The following is a 20,554-nucleotide window of genomic DNA, read 5'->3' as shown; positions in this document are numbered from 1 at the left end:
ATGAGCGAAAACAAGAACCTTAAATTTGATAGTTTGGTTATTCATGGTGGGCAAAGCCCCGATCCATCTACAGGGGCGGTAATGCCCCCAATTTATCAAACCTCTACCTATGTGCAGGCTGCGCCTGGGGAGCATCAGGGGTATGAATATTCTCGTTCTCAAAATCCGACGCGTTTTGCCTATGAGCGATGTATTGCGAGCCTGGAAGGTGGTTCTCGAGGGTTTGCGTTTGCGTCAGGAATGGCTGCCACTTCTACAATTCTGGAGTTGATAGATTCAGGCGATCACGTAATCGCCATGGATGATCTTTATGGTGGCACTTTCAGACTATTTGATAAAGTCCGAAAGCGCTCTGCAGCAATAGAGTTTGACTTTGTTGATATGACAGATATAAATGCATTGAAAGCGGCGATTAAGCCAAATACGAAAATGATCTGGGTTGAAACGCCGACAAACCCAATGCTCAAGTTAGTCGACTTGAAAGCAGTTGCCGCTATTGCTAAAGAGCACAATCTCATCGCTGTTGCCGATAATACATTTGCCACTCCCTATAATCAGAAACCTCTCGCATTAGGTTTCGATATCGTAATGCATTCGGCCACTAAATATATTAATGGTCACTCTGATATGGTAGGTGGTGTCGCGGTAGTTGGAGATGATACTGATTTAGCCGAAAGACTGGCATTTTTACAAAATTCATGTGGCGCGATCGCCGGCCCATTCGATAGTTACCTGGCCTTGAGGGGGCTCAAGACCCTTTCTCTGAGGATGCAGCGGCATAATGAAAGCGGTATTCGTATTGCTCAATGGTTGACCGCTCACCCTAAAGTAGAGCGCGTTTATTTTCCTGGATTACCTGAACATCCGCAATTTGATTTGGCGAATGAGCAAATGCGTGGTTATGGTGGAATGATTTCCATATTAGTTAGAGGTGGACAGAAAGCTGCTAGCCAGTTTATGCAAAACTTGAACATTTTTGCGCTAGCAGAGAGTCTCGGCGGCGTTGAGAGTCTGGTTAATCATCCCGCGATAATGACTCATGCCTCAGTACCAAAGGAGGTTCGCAAAAAGCTGGGGATCGAGGATAACCTTGTACGTTTGTCAGTAGGGATTGAAGATGTTGAAGATTTGATCGAAGATATTCGACAAGCCTTGGACTCTCTCTAGGAATGAGTATACAAGGCTAGATTTAAAACTAGCCTTGTATCAATTTTTTCATATGAATTTTTTACACTGCTAAACTGAATAAAGCAGTAAAATTTGATGCAAAAGGTGAAGCTAACTCGCCTTTGACAGTTTTATCATGCTTCTAAGGTAAAACGATATTTCGTGCTCTGCAGAACGTTTGCTGGGAAAAGGGCCCATGTCGAGTCCCTCTCTGGTCGCAAAAAACCAGCCATTTTTCTTTTTGAATATGCGGTCATTTCTTTGAGAGTGAGAATGGCTAAATTCCTGTGGTATTGCATCTTGCTGCATGGTACTTGTCCTTTTTCTTCCTCCGTATGTTTGAATTCTAGGAAATTTGTGACGATAAGCCTAGAGGAGATCTACTCATCCTTTTGTGAGATATTGTCCATTCCTGGTTAATTGAGCTCTGTATACTCAATCGGACAGACAAATTTAGTTAAAGGTGACGGATTAGATACAAGCTCAAAGTTTTTGAAACACTAAAATAGTCGTTGTTGGGCAAGCAAGTTGAAACTAGGTAACCAGGTTGTAACTAGGAAGCCAGATTGTAGAGGGTTAATCACCAAGGGTACTTACTCTTCAGAGTCAGATTTTTCGTGGTTCAAAAACTGTGTAGAAGAATTGTCGTTAGAATTGGGATCTATTATGTTGTCAGGCTCTACCGAGTTAAGGATGGAGGAAGTCGGCGTATGGTATCCATCTGACTTTTGACTTTGCAGGAAATAAGCGAAAGCGATGATTTTTGCAACAGTCAAATAGAGTTGCTCAGGAATCTCCTCTCCCAACTCGAGACGGCTCAAAACACTTACCAGCATTGGGTCATTATGAATATGAACATTGTTTTCCAACGCTAACTGGATAATTTGTTTCGCCTGTTCTCCACTTCCTTTGGCAACTAGTTTGGGTGCATTAATACCGTCAAATTTGAGGGCCGCTGCTTTGTTTTCTGGTTTGTCTCTGTTTTTGGATTTCATATCATGCTTTTAAATCAATCTTTTGCTCATCATCAACCAATAGCTTTTCAGGCACAATGCCAACTTGACCTTTTAACTCATCGACTTTTACACCGGCTAGATTGAGGCTATCTTTCAGTTTATCAAGGTGTTCTACTATAAGCTTTGCAGTTGATTCATCTTGTGCAAAAAAGTGGGCACTTATCCTTTCTCCCGCTAGTTGTACTCGCGCGAACATCGGACCTAGTGGTTCCAACTCGAAACGAATGGTGACGCTCCAGTTTTTTTCTATTTCTTTTTTCTTTTTTGTTCTATTTCGTTTAAAAAGAACTTCAAATGAGTCAACCGCTCCAGCATGATAGATCGGAAGGTCGAAAAGAAGCTGTTGAATACCAACGGATTCCGAGCGAACTGACAGTAATTGATTTGTTTCAATTTTATGAGTAATCGCTTCACTGCTTGTAAGTAGTCGGTTCAATATCGATATTTGCTGAGATTGCACTGATTTTTCCGCAGCTGCGGCACCGACGCGGTCATTGGCTTTAATGTAGGCTCCTGTCAACAGATTAACCAGAGTATTGAGCCCTAGAGAACCTAGTTGACTGAGTAAAAAGTGCTGGGGTGTCTGAGGCACAGAACCAGGAATCGCTACATTTGTAAAATGGCTACTCTCCAATACCGGAGGCGAAAAACTTGTTGTTGTAGTCCAGTTTCTAAGCGCTGGCAAATTGGCAATCTCGCGAATAATATTCTCAAGTTGCAGAGGCTGAGATTTCGTCAGCATCATGTTGTGCAACAAATTTTCGGCGAGCAACTTCAGTTTCCCTGAAATTGCCTTAAGATCAAGTTGGTTAGGTAGAATTAACTCTCTATCAGTAACAGGAGAAACTTGACTACTAAAGGCTGAAGTGGATTCAAATTTCAGGTTGCTTGAAGCAACTTCTGACGGACTGGATGAGTTAGTACTTGTCGCAATGTTACTCATTCTTGACTCCATAAAGTTACCACTAAAAGTAAGGCGGTGACCAATGGATAGCCGATCTTGTTTGTCTAGAGGCCTAATTATTTGTTGAAGCGCTTGTTTCAGATCCAATAGCGAGACCAGCTTGTTTGCAAGCTCCAATACTGTCGCTTTCTGTGACTGTGATAGGCTCGAACCGGAAGGTGACTCCTTGATGACCTGATTTTTAAATAGTTCCAATAGTCCTCGAATTTGCTCTAATTGAGAGGTGATACTTTTAGTTTGCGAATGGCTGACAAGAGAGTCTCTTAGCTCTTTCAACAGTTTCAGCGTCTGGCTGATGGGTTCTGCTACAGGTTGTGTGTCTCTTGGAAGCCTGGTTAAAGCCAACTTTATGATCTGGCGTATATTGTCACTGTGAGAAGAAGGCGTTTTATTGGCTTGGACAGTTAAAGAAGAGTCTGTGAGTTTTTCAGTTGTGCCTGAGTTGATTTTTAGCCAGCTTTGCAAGTTTGCACTGGGTACTAATTGGGTCAGGTTCAGCGTTTGTCTGGGCCCGACAGACGCTTGTCGAAATTCAAGAGGAGGCAGTCTGGTTTCTTTTGTGCTGAAATTATCGTTTAAAAATTCTAGTTTAATAAGGTTGCCACTTTTGGACAGTCGGATTTCCCAGGGAGATTGAAGCATAGTTGCGCTCAGGCTTTTGTCTATCTGAGGCATTGCTATTTTCGAAATAAGAGCATTCGACTCTAGTGTGAGCAATAAGCTACCGCTGCCTTGTACAATTATCCCCTGTATAGCCAGGATTTTATTGTCCAGTTGAGATATTAGACGGTTCAGATAATCTGAATTGATCTGTAACTTACTGTTGGTGTTCGCTATTTCGTTAGGGGTGACTTTCATCTGTGTCTGTAATTTTTAAGCCAAAGTTTTCAATATACCTGTTTTAATTATAGTCACAGATAAGGAATCTTAAGCAAAGGACTTGAGTATTATAGAAACATTGCTCGAAATATTCTTAAAGCATAGTTAACTCATTGTAAAATATTGAATTTTAAGAAAAACTCTGCATTTGAGGTTAGATTGTGAGTTATTCCGCAATTTTAATTTGCAAATAGTGTCCCTTTGATGCATCTTAGGGCATACAAGGCTGATGGCTTTGTTTTTGTTTGGTTCAGGTTTAAGGTTTTGCTGTACTTGAGCGCCTGGCTAAAGCTTGATGTGTTGAACTCATATACTAAAAGAAATTTTGTAAACTGTGGGTGTAACAATCTAGATAATAATGACTCTATAAGATACCCAAAACAAATTCGGGTTATTATTTAAATTAATAGGAGCAAAACTCTCATGAAAAAACTAACTAAAATCGCTGCAATTATCAGTTCTTTAATGATGGCTGCATTGTTTATGAATACAGCATCTGCAGACGCCAACCCTTTTGCACAGAATGATCAGATTCAAACTATTGCTGGTGATGATGGCAAATGTGGTGACAGTAAAAAAGAAAAGAAGGAAGGTAAGTGCGGCGAAGGCAAATGCGGCGAAGGTAAGAAAGATAAAAAAGAAGGCAAATGCGGCGAAGGCAAATGCGGCGAAGGTAAAAAAGGCCACAAAGAAGGCAAATGCGGTGAAGGTAAAAAAGAACGCAAAGAAGGTAAATGTGGTGAAGGTAAAAAAGAAGAAAAAGAAGGCAAGTGCGGCGATCACTAATTAGCTAAACTTCGTTCTTAATAAGACTCCGCTTTCCATATTAATGGAAAGCGGAGTTTTTGTTTGTGTGTATGATTGGTGTGGAAAAAGAATTTAATTTAAAATACCGGCTTTGTTATTTATCTCGACTGAATAATGGTTAAGAAATTGTATTTTAGGGAATTGTTAATGTTCAAATTACTCAAAGAAAGCTCGTTGTTTATAGTGCTTTTGATTATTAGCGGGTGCGCTAGTAAAGGTAGTCATCCGGATGACCCATGGGAAGGTTGGAATCGCGGAGTGTATAAGTTTAATAAAGCTATTGATAGCGCGATTGCAAAACCGGTAACAAAGGGATACAAAGCTATCACTCCAGATATAGTAGAAGAGGGGGTTAGTAACGTATTTTCAAATATCGGTGATGTACCCACAATGATTAATAATTTGTTGCAAGGCAAAATTGTAGACTCAATGTCTGATCTGGGACGTTTTATCGTTAACTCAACTGTTGGTATAGCAGGAATCTGGGATCCTGCTTCAAAAATTGGACTTGAGAAACACGATGAGGATTTCGGCCAAACTTTAGGCAAGTGGGGGGTTGGGTCCGGACCATATTTAATGCTTCCTCTTCTAGGTCCTTCAACACTAAGGGATACTTCCGGCCTGCCAGTGGATTCTTATCTGGATCCTTTAAATCAGATTGAGCATATTCCGACAAGAAATCAAGCTAAATTACTTCAATTAATCGATAAGCGTGCCCAGCTAATGAAGTTTGAAGATCAGCTAGAAGATGCGAACGACGAGTACTTGTTAATTAGAGATGTTTACTTGCAAAACCGTCGCTATAAGGTACTGGATGGGGATATTCCCTTTGATGAAGAATGTGATCCTGAGTTCGAAGAGGACTGCGATTTTTAAGTCCGATAAACAGTTAGATAAAAGCAGCGTTTTTTCGCTGCTTTTTTAATCTCTTTAGGTTTGTATGAAAAATGTACAAGGGAGAAGTTTTGCTCATCTCTATTTTACACTGCTGATTTTACCCGCAACTTCATATTCGCCTCCATTTACCGGTTTTACACGGACAACTTCAAACTGAGCACTTAGTGGCGCTAGCTTACTTTGTTCTGAACGAATATCAACATTAAGTATTTGATTTTCTTTAAATTGCTGTTCAGTGATGAACATAACGCCGTCACCGCTCAGATTTTTGCTATCACCTTGATATGTTTCGCCCGTCTCTGGATCGGTTATCACAACCTGAGCATCTACAAACATGCGGATAAAGTTTCTTTTTTCTTCATAATCGTTATTTGCCGACGACATCAAGGTCCTCCTGAATCATGAATGCTTCTTCTACGAAGTCATACTAGAAAATTAACGAACAGTCGTCAATTAAAAACCTCAAACAATTCCCTTGTGATTATCTATAGTTATGCTATAACGTTCTACGAGAATAACGTTATTATAACGGCGCCCTTTCGCCGAGTCTGGAGAATACGTTGAACAGACAGGAAGCCTCGTCAACACAAACAAGAATTCTGATAATTGACGATGAAAAACTAGTAAGGGAAAGTATTGCCATTTATCTAGAGGATAGTGGTTATCTCGTTTTAGAAGCCGATGATGGAAGAAAAGGTGTAGAGCTCTTTTGTGAGTTTAATCCAGATCTGGTTTTATGCGATTTGAGAATGCCTGAAATTGATGGCCTTGAGGTTCTTAAAAGCATTTCGGAACTATCGCCTAAAACTCCAATTATTATTGTTTCTGGGGCGGGACAGATACATGACGTTGTAGAAGCTCTTCGCTTGGGTGCCAGAGATTATTTGGTAAAGCCTGTTAGTGATCTTGCTGTTCTGGAAAATGCAGTATGTAATGCGCTTAATCAGCAACAACTAGAGAAAGAAAATCAGCTTTATCGAGATGAACTGGAAGCAGCGAATTCTGAATTAGAAAGAAACCTGGAACTTCTCCAGCAAGATCAGGAGGCAGGAAGAAGAGCACAACTACAGTTACTGCCAGAGCCTGATGCTAGTCTTCAAGGTTATAAATTTCGTCACGTCATCATCCCATCATTAAACTTGAGTGGCGACTTTATCGATTACTTCAGTATTTCTGAGAGATATCTAGGCTTTTACATTGCCGATGTTTCGGGGCATGGCGCGGCTGCCGCTTTTGTTACCATGACTTTGAAGAGTCTGGTTAATCAACCATTAAGACAATTTCGCATCGGTGAAAATGAAATTGTTATTAGCCCTTCAAAATTCCTTCATTATTTGAATAAAGAGCTTATAGATGCAAATCTGGGCAAACATATTACCATTTTTTATGGTGTTTTAGACTGCGATAGTAACCAGCTGACTTACTCTGTCGCTGGACAATATCCGGCACCGGTCGTTATTAACAATCAACAGGTTAGTGTATTAAATAGTTGTGGCTTTCCTGTTGGATTGTTTGAATGGGCAAACTTTGAAAATGAAACTATTACTGTTGGTAAAAATTTTAAGCTGGTCATGGTTTCCGATGGTTGGCTTGAACTTGTGTCAGAAGAAAACGGTCCAGCGGGGGAAGAGTTTTTGGTTAATTATCTGCACACAAACTCAATTACTATTGACAACTTAATGAAGCCTGTCAGGCAATATCCTGAAGATAATTTGCCTGATGATATCACTGTTTTTATCATCACCAAGGAATCACAATAATGGACGGGGCAATATATTCATCAAGAGTGGATGATATAGAATATATCAAGTTTTGTGGAACGGTACGCTATTCCCATTGTAGTGGCCTTGAGGCTCATATAGACAAAATTTTTGGTGAAAATGAATTTGCTGAGATAGTAATTGATCTGAAAGAAGCCGATATTTTAGATAGTACAGCGCTTGGCTTAATGGCTCGAATTGCAATTGAGTTTAAAAAGAGGTCGGAATTACAGCCTGTTGTTTTTGTTAGGAAAGGAGAGTTATACAATATCTTGAAGCGCGTATGTTTTGATCAGGTATTCAGATTGATCTGTGATGAACCAGGAGTAGATTCTGCGGACAATTACCAAGAACTGGAAAGCGTTTCTCAAGATGAACAACAAGTGCTCAATCGCGTCATTGAAGCGCATCGATATCTGGCGCAAATTGATGCCAGTAATGAAAAGCTATTTGAAGATATCACTCAGGCGTTAAAAAAATAGGGGGCCATTTACCATTTTTTACGAGGGCCAAACAAATTATCGTGCTCTTCTTCGCCTTTTGACTCTTCATTGAAAGAAAGCTCCTTATTGGCAGCATCCGCCGGAGAGCTTGTAATGAGTTGAACTAATTCTTGTTCAAGCTTTTTTAAGCGATCGTTCTTTTCTGGAATTTTAAGCATCATTTGTTGTGCCATAATAAAGCTTCTTTGCGCTGGGACGTACTCATGCCTGCTTAAGTGCTCTTTTCCTTGTTGAATATAAGCACAAATTTTAGATTCAGAAATCAATCCCATGACTCGCCGAACCGCTACTGACACTATGTTAGGATCTGCCAGATTTGATTTATTTATTTTTAGAATGAGCTTGGCTAAATTGGAGAGTTGATTGACTTGTCGAGTTAAAAGTGTCATATCATTGGGAATAGACAAACGTTGTTTGTCTGCTGGAGCCCCGGGATTTTTTAAACTATGTTCGACCGATTCTATTTGTTTCACTATATTCGGATCAGAAGGGGACAATCCTTTTATCGCTCTGAGATTTGCTAAACAATATCTGAGCAATACCAGTCTGGCCTCAGGGCCGATTGGTAGTTGGCTGAAATTACTCAATATCGCTGAAGCATTGTTTGCCCGATATCTATATTGAGCAATTTTTTGTCTGATAGCTGCTTTTTCTTGCTCGCGCTTTTGAATAATCGTCAATGCGGCTACGCATGCCACAAGGACAAGTAATATGATAATTATTGCGCTCAAAGTGCTCATAGGCCTAATGCAAAGTTCCCCGACACTATAATTGCCAATCTCTGACTAGTAGACTTGTTTAAATAATATTTAATCATAGTTTAGCGTACTTTTTATGGAATAGTGATCTTAAATATGCCTCCATTTAGTGGCCCTCCATTTTCTAGGGCTATTTTTCCTCTTTTATCGCCGTGTTGATGCATTCCTGCAACTTTATCAGCAAAAAATAACCCCAGTCCGGTACTTCCTGTGCTCTGGTTTATCCCCAGTAAGTAATTTCCAGCCATATCGATCATTGATTTCGGATATCCAGGTCCGTCATCATTAATTAGAATTGAGTGACTCTCCTCGTGTTCATAAGTAACCCTGATTTTCTTATTAGCGTATCGAATTGCATTTCCAAGTACATTAGTAATGATCAACGTCAGGAGCGAGTCATCGAAAAAAAGTTCGATTTCATCATCGATATCAATCTCTACTTCAAAACCTTTCGCATCTAGCAGCGGAGAATGACCAACAACTTGTTCTTCTATAAAGTCATACAAATTATGATATCCAGGGTTAAAGGGAAGTTTCTCATTTTCAATTTTGTATATTGCCAATAGTTGCATCAATGCGTTATTAACCCTGGATGACTCATATTGTACTACTCCAAAATGATTTGCAGATTTGACCCTTTGTTCATCGGGTATAGAAGAAAGGATCGAATTTAGTGCATCAAGCATCATTCCCAGTGAGTTTTTCATATCATGAACAGTTGATGCGAGAATTGTACTGAAAGTATGGGCTTTTTCTGTCATAACTGTATCCTGAGCTAAAAGCTTATAGAGATTGCATCATGAGTTGAGTTAATCTTGATAATTCCGAGTATCTTTCATATCTGGGGTCACTGTATGCCAGTCGCGTGATATTACTCAGTAACTCTTCTGCCTTATGCAATATTTCAGGCTTTTTCTCACCTGACTGATAACGTTTTAAAAGTGTTTGAACATTATTGAGGTTAATGTTGACATTGTTAGGTGCAATTTCCAGGGCTTGTCCAAAATATTCACAAGCTTTTGTATATTCTTTTTGTGAAAAATGCTTAATAGCTTTGTTATTTAGCTTATTAGCCTTCTGACTATTGGCTATCAGATTTTTGTTAGTGGTTAGTTTTTTTGCTTGCTCAATGAATTTTGGATCGTCAAAGTATTGTTCGACCGCTTCTTCAAGAATACTTTCTGCAAGTTCAGATTGCCCTAGATGTTTCAGAGACTCAGTAATTTCCAGGCTCTCTTCACATCCTATATGTTCTTCAATGCGATCATAATACTTGTTAGCAGCAGCGAGGTATTTTTCTACTTTTTGCTGATCATTGGTAATGGAGCTGAAGTCCGCATGAGCTACAGCACTTCGAAATTGAGTTCCTGCGTCGCTTTTAAATCGGCTATCAAGTTTACTAAACACCGATTCGGCTTCGTCTAGTAGCTTTTGCCGGTCGACATCCGAGTTTCCTTTAAGTTGTCTACCGATTGATTTGGTTAATTTGACGTACTCATCAGGACTGGCAAATACGGAGTTTTTACCATATTTTACTGCCTGCCTGAAAGCCATGGTCATTGTATCGACATCGTCATTTTCTTCGGCGACATCTCCCAGTAATTTCTGTCGCTTTAATGCTTTTGGCGAGCGCTCGATTGCACGCTCCAAAGTATGCTGCGCCTCTATCGGGCGGCCGAGAACTCTTTGAGTCTTAGCAAGCCAGTCATAGCCTTCTAAAACCATAGGGAATTCATTTGTCATATCTGTAAAAAGGTCAATCGCTCTTTCATACTCTTTCTTTGCGAAAAAAACTTCGCCGACCCCGAGCATAGCCCAGGGGATAGGACGTTCATTTACTATTTTCGTGGTCAACTCCAGTGCTTTGTCGTATTGTCTTAGTGCCATTAAACACTTGAGTTTTTGCCGCTCGCAGGCCATCCGAAACTTGGGGTTCTCTTCTTCGATGAGCTCACATTCTTTGAGTGCGTCCTTCCATTTCTTTTTACGGATATTACGCAGCATGGGGGCTAATACGTCCTTTTTATGGATTGCTTTGTCGAGTCTGGATTTGAGAATATGACCGTTAAATGGCTTTGTCAGGTAGCTGTCAGGCTGGTATTCTAGCGCTCCCATCACCATTGCTGTTGTATTTTCTGCGGTTACCATGACAAATACAGTCGTTGACTTTAAAAGATCAAACTCGATAAGCTCCTCCAGCATTTGCTGACCATCTTTGGAATCACCTAAGTTGTAGTCAGATAAAATGATGTCATACTTTCTCTCCTTACAAGCTTGAATAGCGTCTTCTCCATTGTAAACGAGGTCGATTTTCTTGCTACCCATTGTCGACATCATGCCTCGGAGAGAGCGAGCAAATTCTGCAAAATCTTCGACGATTAATACCGTCTTTTGAGAATAGCGAACCAAAGGCTTTTTCATCATAGGCTAAAGTCTTGCTTTTTATTTCCGAATGTACATACTGTGCTTGATAGCGACTTGATTAATTCCTTGTAGATTCAATTCGCTATATCTATTAGATGAAGTATAGAATGTATTTGAAATAATTCAGTTTTTATTAGTTTAAGGAAATTTGATGCCGGGGAAATTAGGAGACAAGTTGGTTGTTGCTATATCGTCTCGTGCTTTGTTTGATTTAGATGAAAGTCATCATATATTTGAAAGCCAGGGGATAGAAGCTTATTCTCAATATCAAATTGAACATGAAGACAAGCCGCTAGCGCCCGGAGCGGCCTTTTCTCTGGTTAAGAAACTGCTTGCCCTCAATTCAGACAAGGCGGATAACCCTGTAGTCGAGGTAGTATTGCTTTCTCGGAACAGCGCCGATACCGGGTTGAGGATCTTTAATTCTATCCAGCACTATCAACTGGATATTAGTCGGGCTGCATTTACAAGCGGCCGTAGCCCATATGGATATGTTTCAGCTTTTGCGAGCCACCTTTTCCTGTCAACGGATCCAGAAGATGTAAGGGCCGCTTTGGACGATGGTTTCGCGGCCGCAACGATATTGTCGCAGCCAGGCAAAGATACCGACGATACGACTGAACTTCGATTTGCGTTCGACGGTGATGCAGTCATTTTTTCAGACGAAGCTGAGCAAATATATAAGTCCAAGGGACTCAAGGCTTTTACCGAAAGTGAGACTGCTTCGGCAAATAAGCCCCTTGCAGGGGGCCCTTTTAAGAATTTTCTGGCAGCATTGCATCGCTTGCAAAAAGAGTATTCTGTTGAGCAGTGCCCGATTCGTACGGCTCTGGTAACCGCGAGAAGCGCCCCGGCTCATGAAAGAGTTATTAAAACTTTGAGAGAGTGGCAAATTCGAATAGATGAAGCATTGTTTCTGGGAGGGATGCCAAAAGGGCAGTTTTTACGTTCTTTTAAAGCCGATGTATTCTTTGATGATCAGACAACCCACTGTGATGATGCTTCAGAGCATGTTGCCACAGGTCACGTTCCCCATGGTGTCGCCAATAACTAGGTATGGCAAGTCATATTCGGTCGCTAATTGAGGCTTGGTTGCCTATTTCTTGCGCTTGTATAACCGCCTGAAAATAGGCACTTTTCCCTGTCTCATCGGATGCCTCCGGTAGCGGCTAGTAATAGTTATAGTCAGTAATGATACTCCAATTATTAGATTTTCTTGTGAAATACCAAATTGGGTCTATGCTTATAGGAAAATCGAGTTTTAAAAGTTTTGACTATAAGCGCAATTTTAGAGCTGGATGGAAGCGTCGCGCCAACAGGATGTCTCATCGACTATTTTGTTGAAGGGATTATTTTTGGAGGTTGCTTGTTATTTTATGATTGGTATTCACGATGAAGCTTCAGCAAATTAAGTATATTTTTGAAGTGGCCAGAAACCAACTGAATGTTTCTGCAACAGCCGAAAGTCTCTTTACTTCCCAGCCTGGTATAAGCAAGCAAGTCAGGCTTTTGGAGGACGAACTTGGTGTAGAAATATTTGTGCGAAGTGGGAAGCACCTGACCAACATTACTCCCGCTGGGCGAGAGATTCTACCGGTTGCTGAGCATATTTTGAAGCAGGTCAGGAAAATTCAGGATATAGCGGCGAGTCACGTAAATCACAAGGAAGGGCGACTTAACCTATCTACTACACATACTTTTTCGCGTTACTTTCTGCCCGAAGTAGTTGAAAGTTACCGTAAAAAATACTCGAAAGTTGCAATGCATATTTTTCAGAGTTCCGGACAGCGAACTAACTCTGATCTTGATGAAGGCAAGCTAGATTTTGCACTTGTGCACGAAAGTGAATCTGGATTTGTTGATAAAATCCATCTTCCCTGTTTTTACTGGAAGCGCTGCATTGTTGTTCCCGGGAATCATCCTCTGGCTAAGAAAGAAAATATTAATTTTGATATTTTGGCTCAGTTTCCACTTTTAACACATACTAGCTCCGGAGGCGATCGCAATCCAATATTGCAAAGATTTAAGGAAAACGGGTTTTCTCCGGAAATAGTGTTTAGTGCTACTGATTGTGAGGTCATCAAATCTTATGTTCGAATGGGGCTTGGCGTTGGGGTGATTGCCAATATGGCATATGAAGAACATTTGGACTCCGATCTGGTCAGAATTCCGATCGATCATTTAATCGAACCTTCACTCGTCAATGTGGTTTTTGACAGGAATCTATATTTTCGAGAGTATATTTTTGCTTTCATTGAAGCTCTGGCTCCTCAATTATCCAAAGATCTGATATTGCAAGCTCAGCAGACGAAGTCATCTAATAAAATTGCAAAGCTAGTTGATAAAGAGTCAATTCCCGTATTGTAAATTCAGCACCATCATTCACTTAAGAAGACAGACGGACTTTGTCTGTCAATTTCTATTGTTTTGTTTGATGCATTTACTGGTAGAATATCGTAATTTCTTATTTTTATTCCGTGAAATAATCAGTTAATGGACTCACTTCAACCCAATAAAAAGAAAGAGAAGAGTGAACCGCTTCTTTTCGAACACCATCCAGTTAGAAGACTTCTACTATTTCAGTTAAAACTTGCACTGGATGCTTTAAGAGACATTCTTTTAAGCCCTGTATCTATCGTAGCTACACTGCTCGATTTGGCCCAGAAAAAGCATGGGAAAAACAGTCACTTTGAGATTATGTTAAAACTGGGAAGGGAAAGTGAGCGCCGTATTAACCTGTTTGATCAAAACCGAGCAAGTAAGCAATCTAAAACTGTAGATTCCGTGCTAAAGCAGGTAGAAGATATTCTGGTTAAAGAATATAAAGAGGGAGGTATCTCTGAAAAAGCGCGATCTGCACTCGAAAAGTCATTGAAAATAAAAGCATCCAAAAGCGTTAATCTTGATAAGATGAAATAAACAAGGTTTTGGACACGGAAAGGGCCCGAAATTCGGGCCCTTCTGATTAGCGTTAGCGAGAAGATATTCTAATATTAACAAATGACCAACGACTTCCTCTTTGTCCAGTTGCCCGCCACAACATAGCAAAGAAATTTCTTGTATAGTCGAGGAACAGATAGATAACCGGCAAGCAGATTAACGTCGTTATTGTAGAAAAACCCAGTCCTCCGATAACTGCTCTAGCCATTGGAAAGTAGGGTGGACCACCACCTCCCAGTTGAGTATCACCAAGACTTAAGGGTAGCAAGCCTAAGATAGTTGTAAGTACGGTCATTAAAATCGGACGAAATCTGTCATTTGCTGCATGCAAAACAGCTTCCTGTTTAGCCACTCCTTGCTTCCTGTAATAGATGATTCGATCCACCAGTACAATTCCATTGTTTACCACCACTCCCATTAAGACCAAAATACCGATAATGCCCATTAACGAAAGCGTGGTATTAGTGAAAAGGAAGTACCAGAAAACACCTACAACTGCATACAAAATTGAAGTGATAACAGCTAACGGGAGTATCAGGGACTCAAACAGAGCAGCCATAACAATAAAGATCATCAGAATCGCCAATGCCATGTTTGTTAGCATAATACTTTGAACTTTTTGTTCGCGATCTGTACTGCGGCCGAACCCCCAGCTATAACCTTCTGGTAGCGGTACATTTTTCATCAATTGATTTGCTGACTTCCTTATTTCTTCCGCAGTTGTATCTGAATAATCCATTTTCATGCGAATCGAGGTTCGTCTGTCAAACCGGGTAATTTGTGGTAATGATTGAGTGACTTTCATTTCAGCAATCGAGTCGAGACGAACTGTGCGGTTATTGTCGCTCAGAGGGTTGGGAAGTTCTATCGGTAATCCTGCCAGATCTTGCATTGAGGCTCGCTTATTACCGACAAAAGTTACCGTAATATCAGTTTCACCCATGTCAGAACGGAATGTTTTTAGTTGCTGTTTGCGTAAAGCAATAGATATCGTGGTGGCGACACTCTGTGGTGATAACCCTAGTTGATTTAAACGTTGTGAATTCAACTTTATTCGTACTTCCTGACTTCCATTTTGAGAGCTAGGAGTAACCTTGGTAACTCCTTTAATGGTTGCTAAAATTGGAGATACTTGTTCTGCAAGTTCTAGCAATGTTTCTGTATCTTCGCCATTGATACCGATCGTTAAAGCATCTTGTCCACCACTTCGCCGACGTTCAAAACCAGGTGATCCTATAGCAATTTTGGGGATGTTTTTTTCAATAAACTCTCGAATTTCTTTGTTGGTTTTGGTTCGCTTTTCATCCTCAACCAGAAGAAGGGTAGAACCGGCAGAGTTGTTGACATAAAAAGAGTACACGTTCTGGATGTCCAGCTCTTTTTGATGCGCGTATAAAAAGTCTTCGATATGGCTTACCGCCTTTTCGACCTTTTCCAGTTCATAATTTCCCTTGATATGATAGTCAATAAAAAGTCGTGTACTTTCTTCATCTGGAAACATGTCTTTTTTTACAGCTCCCATAGGAATAACTCCGGAAAAGAGCAGCGAAACAACAATAAGCCCAGACCAGACCGGATGTTTCATCATCCAACTGAGAAAAGCTGAGTAACGACCATGTTCTTTAATTGTATCAGTATGACTAACCTCCATTGACTTTGGCTTTAACTTACTTAAGCAAAGTGGAATTATGGTGGTGGCTATAAACAAGGACGCTACCAGCGAGATAATAATGGTAATCGCTACGTGGCTGAGAAAAACTGTTATATCCATTTTTTCACCAATAATATTTGGCAAGAAAACAATGGCCGTTGTTAATGTTCCCGCCAGTACAGGAATACCAACGTCCTTAACCCCAAGTAGTGTTGCTTGTACAGGTTTATCCGGCATTTGCTGTCGGTAACCAAAAATACTTTCGCTAACCACCACCGCATTGTCGACCAGCATACCTATCGCCAACATTAGTCCCATCATTGAGAGAAGGTTGATACTGACATCAAGAAAGAACATGGCTGCGAAAGTAATCAACAACGAAAAAGGCACAGCAAGCGAAACTATCAACGTTAGTCGAATGTCTCTCAGGAAAATAAAAAGTACAATTGAAGAAAGAATAAAGCCAACAAGTCCAGAGTTGGCAATATCTTTTAGGGAACTTACCACTCCGTCGGCTTGATTTTCCATAATAAAAAGCTTGATACCTTCAAAGTCAGGCAAGTCTTCAATGGTTTTCATTTCTTTTACAATAGCATCTGCTGTTTCAACCAGATTGGCATCGGCCTCTCGAGTAATTTGAATGCCGACTGCATATTTTCTATCTAAGTGTCGCCCCACTTCTATTTCATCTTTGCTATAAGATATTTTCGCAATGTCGGAAAGTTTTAAGCCGCGCTCATCAACAATAAAATTCTCAATATCTTCTTGAGAGGTAAACTGCTGATTAAGCGTAATTCGTATACTTTCTCTCGCGTTTTCTACCTCTCCAGCCGAGACAAGACTATTAGCCTGACGAAGTTTTGCCAATAGCTGGTTAGTATCAATATGGTAGGCGGCTATTCTCTCCGGGAGTAACTCTATCTGGTAAGTTTTGGCTGCAACACCATGAATATTGACCTGTGAAACTCCTGGAATTCTTTCCAGACGCTGTTTTAGCTGACGATTAAGAACCTGATATGAGTCGCTAAGATCATTTTCAGCGGACAAGCGTGCTTCAACAATGGGCTGGTCGTTTGTACTACCAGTAAAAATGAATACTCTTCTTAAATCATCTGGTAGTTCTGACTTAATTGCATCGATCTTTTCTCTGGCTTCGACACCTTTTAATTTGGCATTCACTCCCCAGTCAAATAGCATGAAGACCTGAGACTGGTTTTGAGTTGTGAACGATTGCATTTGCTCTACAGAGCCGATGGTAGAGAGAGCCTTTTCAAGAGGTTGCGTAATATTCTTTTCTATCTCTTCCGGGGTTGAGCCTGGGTAATTAGCCTGGACAAAGACTCCTGGAAACTGAACGGTTGGAAAAAATTCCAGTGGTAGCAAACGACTTGCTGCTAGCCCCATGACAACAGCACATACAAATACCATGGAAACAGTTACCGGTCGTTTTAATGCAATTTTTGTAAACCACATTGATTAGGCCTCCTGTTCGATTTGAGTACTAGTTTCAATTTCCATTTTCCGGGAATAGTCTTTGCGATCGAGAATCTGATACATCACAGGTATAACGATCAGAGTTAAGAATGTTGAAACTAACAAACCTCCGATTACCGTAATAGCCATAGGCGCTCTCATTTCTGCTCCTTCTCCTATTCCCATTGCTAAAGGAAGCATACCCAAAGTAGTCGTCAAAGTGGTCATTAAAATTGGTCTGAGTCTGGATTCGGCAGCTTGCTTTATCGCTGCTAACTTTTCTTCTCCGGCTAACCTGAGTTGGTTAATTCGGTCAATCAGGACTATTGCATTATTGACTACGATACCTGCAAGCATGATAAGCCCAAGGAAAACCACAACACTTAATTCGGTGTTTGAAATTATTAACGCACCAACAGCACCAATAATTGCTAGAGGTATGCTTAGTAGAATAATAAAAGGGTGAAGTAAAGACTCAAACTGGGATGCCATGACAAGATAAACCATGAATACAGCTAGCCCAAGAGCCATTAGCAGTGATTGATAACTGCTTTCCATCTCTTCACCTTGACCGCCATAAAGCATGCTGACACCTCGAGGTAGTACTACTCCGTCTAATTTGTTTTGCGCATCGAGTATTGCTTCATTGATTCCGCCATAAAGGATTTGACCTTCAACCAAAATTACTCTTTGCTGATCTATACGCATTATTTCACTAGGCCCCTGAGTTTCAACAATTTCCGCTACTGCATGTAATGGAATAGGGCGACTTGAAGTTGGGTTGATTATCAAATTTTTCACATCGTTGATTTCGTCTCGTGAACTATCATTTAACCGAACCAATACGTCAATTTGACGATCTCTAAGACGATATCTGGTGGCTTTGTTGCCGCGAATAGAGTTAACAACCGCGGTGTTAGCCTGCTCTATTGAAAGGCCAAGAGAAGCCATTTTTTCCTGATCGAAAATAACTTGTGCTTCAGGGTATCCGCTTTTCATGTTGGTATGTAGATCAACGAAGCGATCGGACTTAGATAGTTTTTGTATTACCAAATCCGCTGACTCTTTTAGCGTGTCGATCTCAAAACCATAGATTTCTATGCTGATTGGCGTAGAAAAACTAAACAATTGGGGGCGTTCAGCGTCTGCATTTAGTCCTTTACTTTCTTCTGCAAGAATTCTTCTTATTTCGTTTAGAAGTTGGTTTTCGCCTTCACGAGAAATTCCCTTATTTAGAAGCAAAGTAAACTCGGCCTGATTTTCTCCTTCCTGCTCAGGATTTGCGGTAAGTTTATTACCTGCACCTGCGGTTGCGAAAACTTCCTTTATTCCTTCAAGGCTAGACAGCTTTTTGGATAGATCGATAACTTGTATGTCTGTCATTTCTATTGCTGTTCCTGGCGTATACTGAACCTTAACGACAAGTTCTCCTTGAGCCATTTCTGGAAGAACAACTTTGGGAATTTGTTGAACTGACATCAAACTTAGTCCAAGCAGTCCAAAGGCAACCACCAATGTCAACGTTTTTGCTTCAAGTGCGGCGCTAAGCAGACGATCATAGAGTGCCGGAACTGGTTTGAAAATCGTTTGTAACACTCTTTTTAATAAGCGGAAAAGGTTTCCAAACGTTAGCGAAATAAATCTTCCAGATAGTTTGAATAGTAAGAATATTAATGCGAAAACTGCAATGATTAATTCTATCGGCAAAAGTAATAACCTTAACCAAACAGGTTTTTGGGACCTTTCTAATACTGCTTTTTCTAACTTTCTTTCTTTCATGTGAGCAGCCATAGTCGGGATTAAGGTTAATGCGACAGCGAGTGAAACAATAAGTGAGAAGGTAATCGTTAATGCCTGGTCTTTAAACAATTGTCCTGCAATTCCTTCAACGAATATTAATGGCAGGAAAACGGCGATTGTCGTTAATGTGGAAGCAGTAATAGCTCCAGATACTTCTGTCGCTCCTTCGAAAGCCGCTTGCGAGGTCGAAAGCCCTTGTTCTTTTTTTCTGGATATATTTTCAAGAACTACGATAGCATTGTCGACAAGCATACCCACCGCGAGTGCCAGTCCGCCCAGAGACATTATATTCATGTCGATATGAGCACTAAACATCAGGTTAAATGTGATGATAACAGACAAAGGAATTGTTGCTGAAATAATAACGGTAGGACCAAACTCTCCTAAAAAAAGGTAGATAATTATCATCGCTAGAAGGCCACCAATAATCGCTGACGACACTAGTTCAGAAATAGCCTGGTCTATAAATTTTGAAGCATCAGTTAGTACGGTTAATTTTTTCTCTTTTCCAATTTCTTTGATGAGGCTCTTTAACTGGCCATTGACGGCTTCAGCTACTTTAACTGTATTAGCGTCCCCCTCTTTGTAAATGGCAATTTCTACTGCTTGTTCTCCGTTGTGACGAATGATAGCGGTAGGATCTTTGTATGTAGCTTTAATCTCTGCAATATCTTTTAGTCGAACTACTCGTCCCTGACTTGAAATCACAATTGTATTGGCAAAATCATCAACGCTCCTATACTCATTAAATGTTCTCACCAGAAGCTGTTGTTGGCCATTGCGAATTTGGCCGCCACTCATATTTATGTTTTGAGTTCTTAATTTGTTCGCAATATTTTCGACTGTAATATTGAGTTGAGCTAGCTGGTTTTGGTCGAGTAAAATTTGAATTTCGTCTTCAAGACCTCCACTGGCTTTTGTTGCAGCTACACCTTCAATCGTTTCCAGCCGTCTTGAAAGCTGCTGATCTGCGTAACGTCTGAGCGAGGCTAAAGATGCTTGAGGATCGTCCCCCTCATTTAGTTTTTGACTGAGACTCATACGAATAATTGGAGCGCTATTCGGGTTGAAGCGCAATAAGGAAGGAGGGGATACCTCCAAAGGTAATTGTACCTGCTCCATTTTCTCTCGAACATCAAGGCTTGCCAGATCAATATTTGTTCCCCAATGAAACTCCAGGTAAATATCACTTCGACCGGCTTTTGAAACCGAACGTAACTGCTTTAGCCCCTTAATTGTGCCTAAAAGTCCTTCTAACGGGCGAGTAATAAGGTTTTCAACTTCTTGTGGTGCCGCTCCCTCGAAATCAGTACGTACAGTTAACGTTGGATAAGACAATTCTGGAAGCAAGTTAAAACCGAGGCGATTGACTAACACTAAACCAAAAACCAAAGCGGCGAGAGTGAACATTGCTACAGTTACAGGGCGTCGTATCGCTACCGCAATAATATTCATAGAGTTTCCTTCTGGTAGTGCGCTCTAGAGAGTATAGAGCGCATGGGCAATTATATATTA

The 20,554-nt window shown here is 40.6% G+C and carries 17 protein-coding genes; 8 read left to right on the top strand and 9 right to left on the bottom strand.

Annotation, left to right across the window (positions count from 1 at the left end; all coding sequences use genetic code 11):
* Nucleotides 1–1,167 carry a cystathionine gamma-synthase gene (locus IYN84_RS07190; protein WP_196138466.1) on the top strand — a complete coding sequence of 389 codons (1,167 nt, stop codon included), beginning with the start codon at nucleotides 1–3 and terminating at the stop codon, nucleotides 1,165–1,167.
* 111 nt (nucleotides 1,168–1,278) lie between these two features.
* Here IYN84_RS07190 and IYN84_RS07185 read toward each other — a convergent pair whose 3' ends face one another.
* From IYN84_RS07185 to IYN84_RS07175, 3 genes are all read right to left on the bottom strand, one after another.
* On the bottom strand, nucleotides 1,279–1,476 hold the full coding sequence (locus IYN84_RS07185) for a DUF6316 family protein (RefSeq protein WP_196138465.1): 198 nt from the start codon (nucleotides 1,474–1,476) through the stop codon (nucleotides 1,279–1,281).
* Nucleotides 1,477–1,760: 284 nt separating this feature from the next.
* Nucleotides 1,761–2,162, bottom strand: coding sequence for an EscU/YscU/HrcU family type III secretion system export apparatus switch protein (locus IYN84_RS21655; RefSeq protein WP_196138464.1), 402 nt, complete (start codon nucleotides 2,160–2,162; stop codon nucleotides 1,761–1,763).
* 1 nt (nucleotide 2,163) lies between these two features.
* Nucleotides 2,164–4,005, bottom strand: coding sequence for a flagellar hook-length control protein FliK (locus IYN84_RS07175; protein ID WP_196138463.1), 1,842 nt, complete (start codon nucleotides 4,003–4,005; stop codon nucleotides 2,164–2,166).
* A gap of 444 nt (nucleotides 4,006–4,449) precedes the next feature.
* Between IYN84_RS07175 and IYN84_RS07170 the strand changes: the two genes are divergently transcribed.
* The gene (locus IYN84_RS07170; protein ID WP_196138462.1) at nucleotides 4,450–4,812 is read left to right on the top strand and encodes a hypothetical protein; all 363 of its coding nucleotides are present in this window, start codon (nucleotides 4,450–4,452) and stop codon (nucleotides 4,810–4,812) included.
* A gap of 168 nt (nucleotides 4,813–4,980) precedes the next feature.
* On the top strand, nucleotides 4,981–5,709 hold the full coding sequence (locus IYN84_RS07165; RefSeq protein WP_246722604.1) for a VacJ family lipoprotein: 729 nt from the start codon (nucleotides 4,981–4,983) through the stop codon (nucleotides 5,707–5,709).
* A gap of 99 nt (nucleotides 5,710–5,808) precedes the next feature.
* Here IYN84_RS07165 and IYN84_RS07160 read toward each other — a convergent pair whose 3' ends face one another.
* Nucleotides 5,809–6,114, bottom strand: a complete 306-nt coding sequence (locus IYN84_RS07160) for a PilZ domain-containing protein (protein WP_196138460.1) — start codon at nucleotides 6,112–6,114, stop codon at nucleotides 5,809–5,811.
* Between the two features lie 176 nt (nucleotides 6,115–6,290).
* Here IYN84_RS07160 and IYN84_RS07155 point away from each other — a divergent pair, with 176 nt between their 5' ends.
* A complete protein-coding gene (locus tag IYN84_RS07155) occupies nucleotides 6,291–7,490 on the top strand; it encodes a response regulator (RefSeq protein ID WP_196138459.1) in 1,200 nt (399 codons plus the stop codon).
* On the top strand, nucleotides 7,490–7,972 hold the full coding sequence (locus IYN84_RS07150) for an STAS domain-containing protein (RefSeq protein ID WP_196138458.1): 483 nt from the start codon (nucleotides 7,490–7,492) through the stop codon (nucleotides 7,970–7,972). Before IYN84_RS07155 ends, IYN84_RS07150 begins: the two co-directional genes overlap by 1 nt.
* An 8-nt stretch (nucleotides 7,973–7,980) precedes the next feature.
* Here IYN84_RS07150 and IYN84_RS07145 read toward each other — a convergent pair whose 3' ends face one another.
* The 3 genes from IYN84_RS07145 to IYN84_RS07135 all read right to left on the bottom strand — a co-directional run bounded on the left by IYN84_RS07145 (nucleotide 7,981) and on the right by IYN84_RS07135 (nucleotide 11,175).
* Nucleotides 7,981–8,733, bottom strand: a complete 753-nt coding sequence (locus IYN84_RS07145) for a hypothetical protein (RefSeq protein WP_196138457.1) — start codon at nucleotides 8,731–8,733, stop codon at nucleotides 7,981–7,983.
* A gap of 92 nt (nucleotides 8,734–8,825) precedes the next feature.
* Nucleotides 8,826–9,512 (bottom strand): sensor histidine kinase KdpD, encoded by a 687-nt coding sequence (locus tag IYN84_RS07140; protein WP_196138456.1) that lies wholly within the window; start codon nucleotides 9,510–9,512, stop codon nucleotides 8,826–8,828.
* Between the two features lie 22 nt (nucleotides 9,513–9,534).
* Nucleotides 9,535–11,175, bottom strand: a complete 1,641-nt coding sequence (locus IYN84_RS07135; RefSeq protein ID WP_196138455.1) for a response regulator — start codon at nucleotides 11,173–11,175, stop codon at nucleotides 9,535–9,537.
* A 151-nt stretch (nucleotides 11,176–11,326) separates the two neighbouring features.
* On the opposite strand from IYN84_RS07135, the gene IYN84_RS07130 reads away from it, so the two are divergent.
* From IYN84_RS07130 to IYN84_RS07120, 3 genes are all read left to right on the top strand, one after another.
* The gene (locus IYN84_RS07130; RefSeq protein ID WP_196138454.1) at nucleotides 11,327–12,229 is read left to right on the top strand and encodes a 5'-nucleotidase; all 903 of its coding nucleotides are present in this window, start codon (nucleotides 11,327–11,329) and stop codon (nucleotides 12,227–12,229) included.
* A 338-nt stretch (nucleotides 12,230–12,567) separates the two neighbouring features.
* Nucleotides 12,568–13,542 (top strand): LysR substrate-binding domain-containing protein, encoded by a 975-nt coding sequence (locus tag IYN84_RS07125; RefSeq protein ID WP_196138453.1) that lies wholly within the window; start codon nucleotides 12,568–12,570, stop codon nucleotides 13,540–13,542.
* Between the two features lie 126 nt (nucleotides 13,543–13,668).
* Nucleotides 13,669–14,094, top strand: coding sequence for a hypothetical protein (locus tag IYN84_RS07120; protein ID WP_196138452.1), 426 nt, complete (start codon nucleotides 13,669–13,671; stop codon nucleotides 14,092–14,094).
* Nucleotides 14,095–14,146: 52 nt separating this feature from the next.
* On the opposite strand, the gene IYN84_RS07115 is transcribed toward IYN84_RS07120, so the two are convergent.
* Both IYN84_RS07115 and IYN84_RS07110 read right to left on the bottom strand, forming a co-directional pair.
* Nucleotides 14,147–17,239, bottom strand: coding sequence for an efflux RND transporter permease subunit (locus IYN84_RS07115; RefSeq protein WP_196138451.1), 3,093 nt, complete (start codon nucleotides 17,237–17,239; stop codon nucleotides 14,147–14,149).
* Between the two features lie 3 nt (nucleotides 17,240–17,242).
* The gene (locus tag IYN84_RS07110) at nucleotides 17,243–20,494 is read right to left on the bottom strand and encodes an efflux RND transporter permease subunit (protein ID WP_196138450.1); all 3,252 of its coding nucleotides are present in this window, start codon (nucleotides 20,492–20,494) and stop codon (nucleotides 17,243–17,245) included.
* Nucleotides 20,495–20,554: the final 60 nt, after the last annotated feature.

It is taken from the genome of Aliikangiella sp. G2MR2-5, from assembly GCF_015687155.1.
GTDB lineage: Bacteria > Pseudomonadota > Gammaproteobacteria > Enterobacterales > Kangiellaceae > Aliikangiella.
Note: the sequence above shows the minus strand (reverse complement) of the source record. Positions and strands in the feature narration are given on the sequence as shown.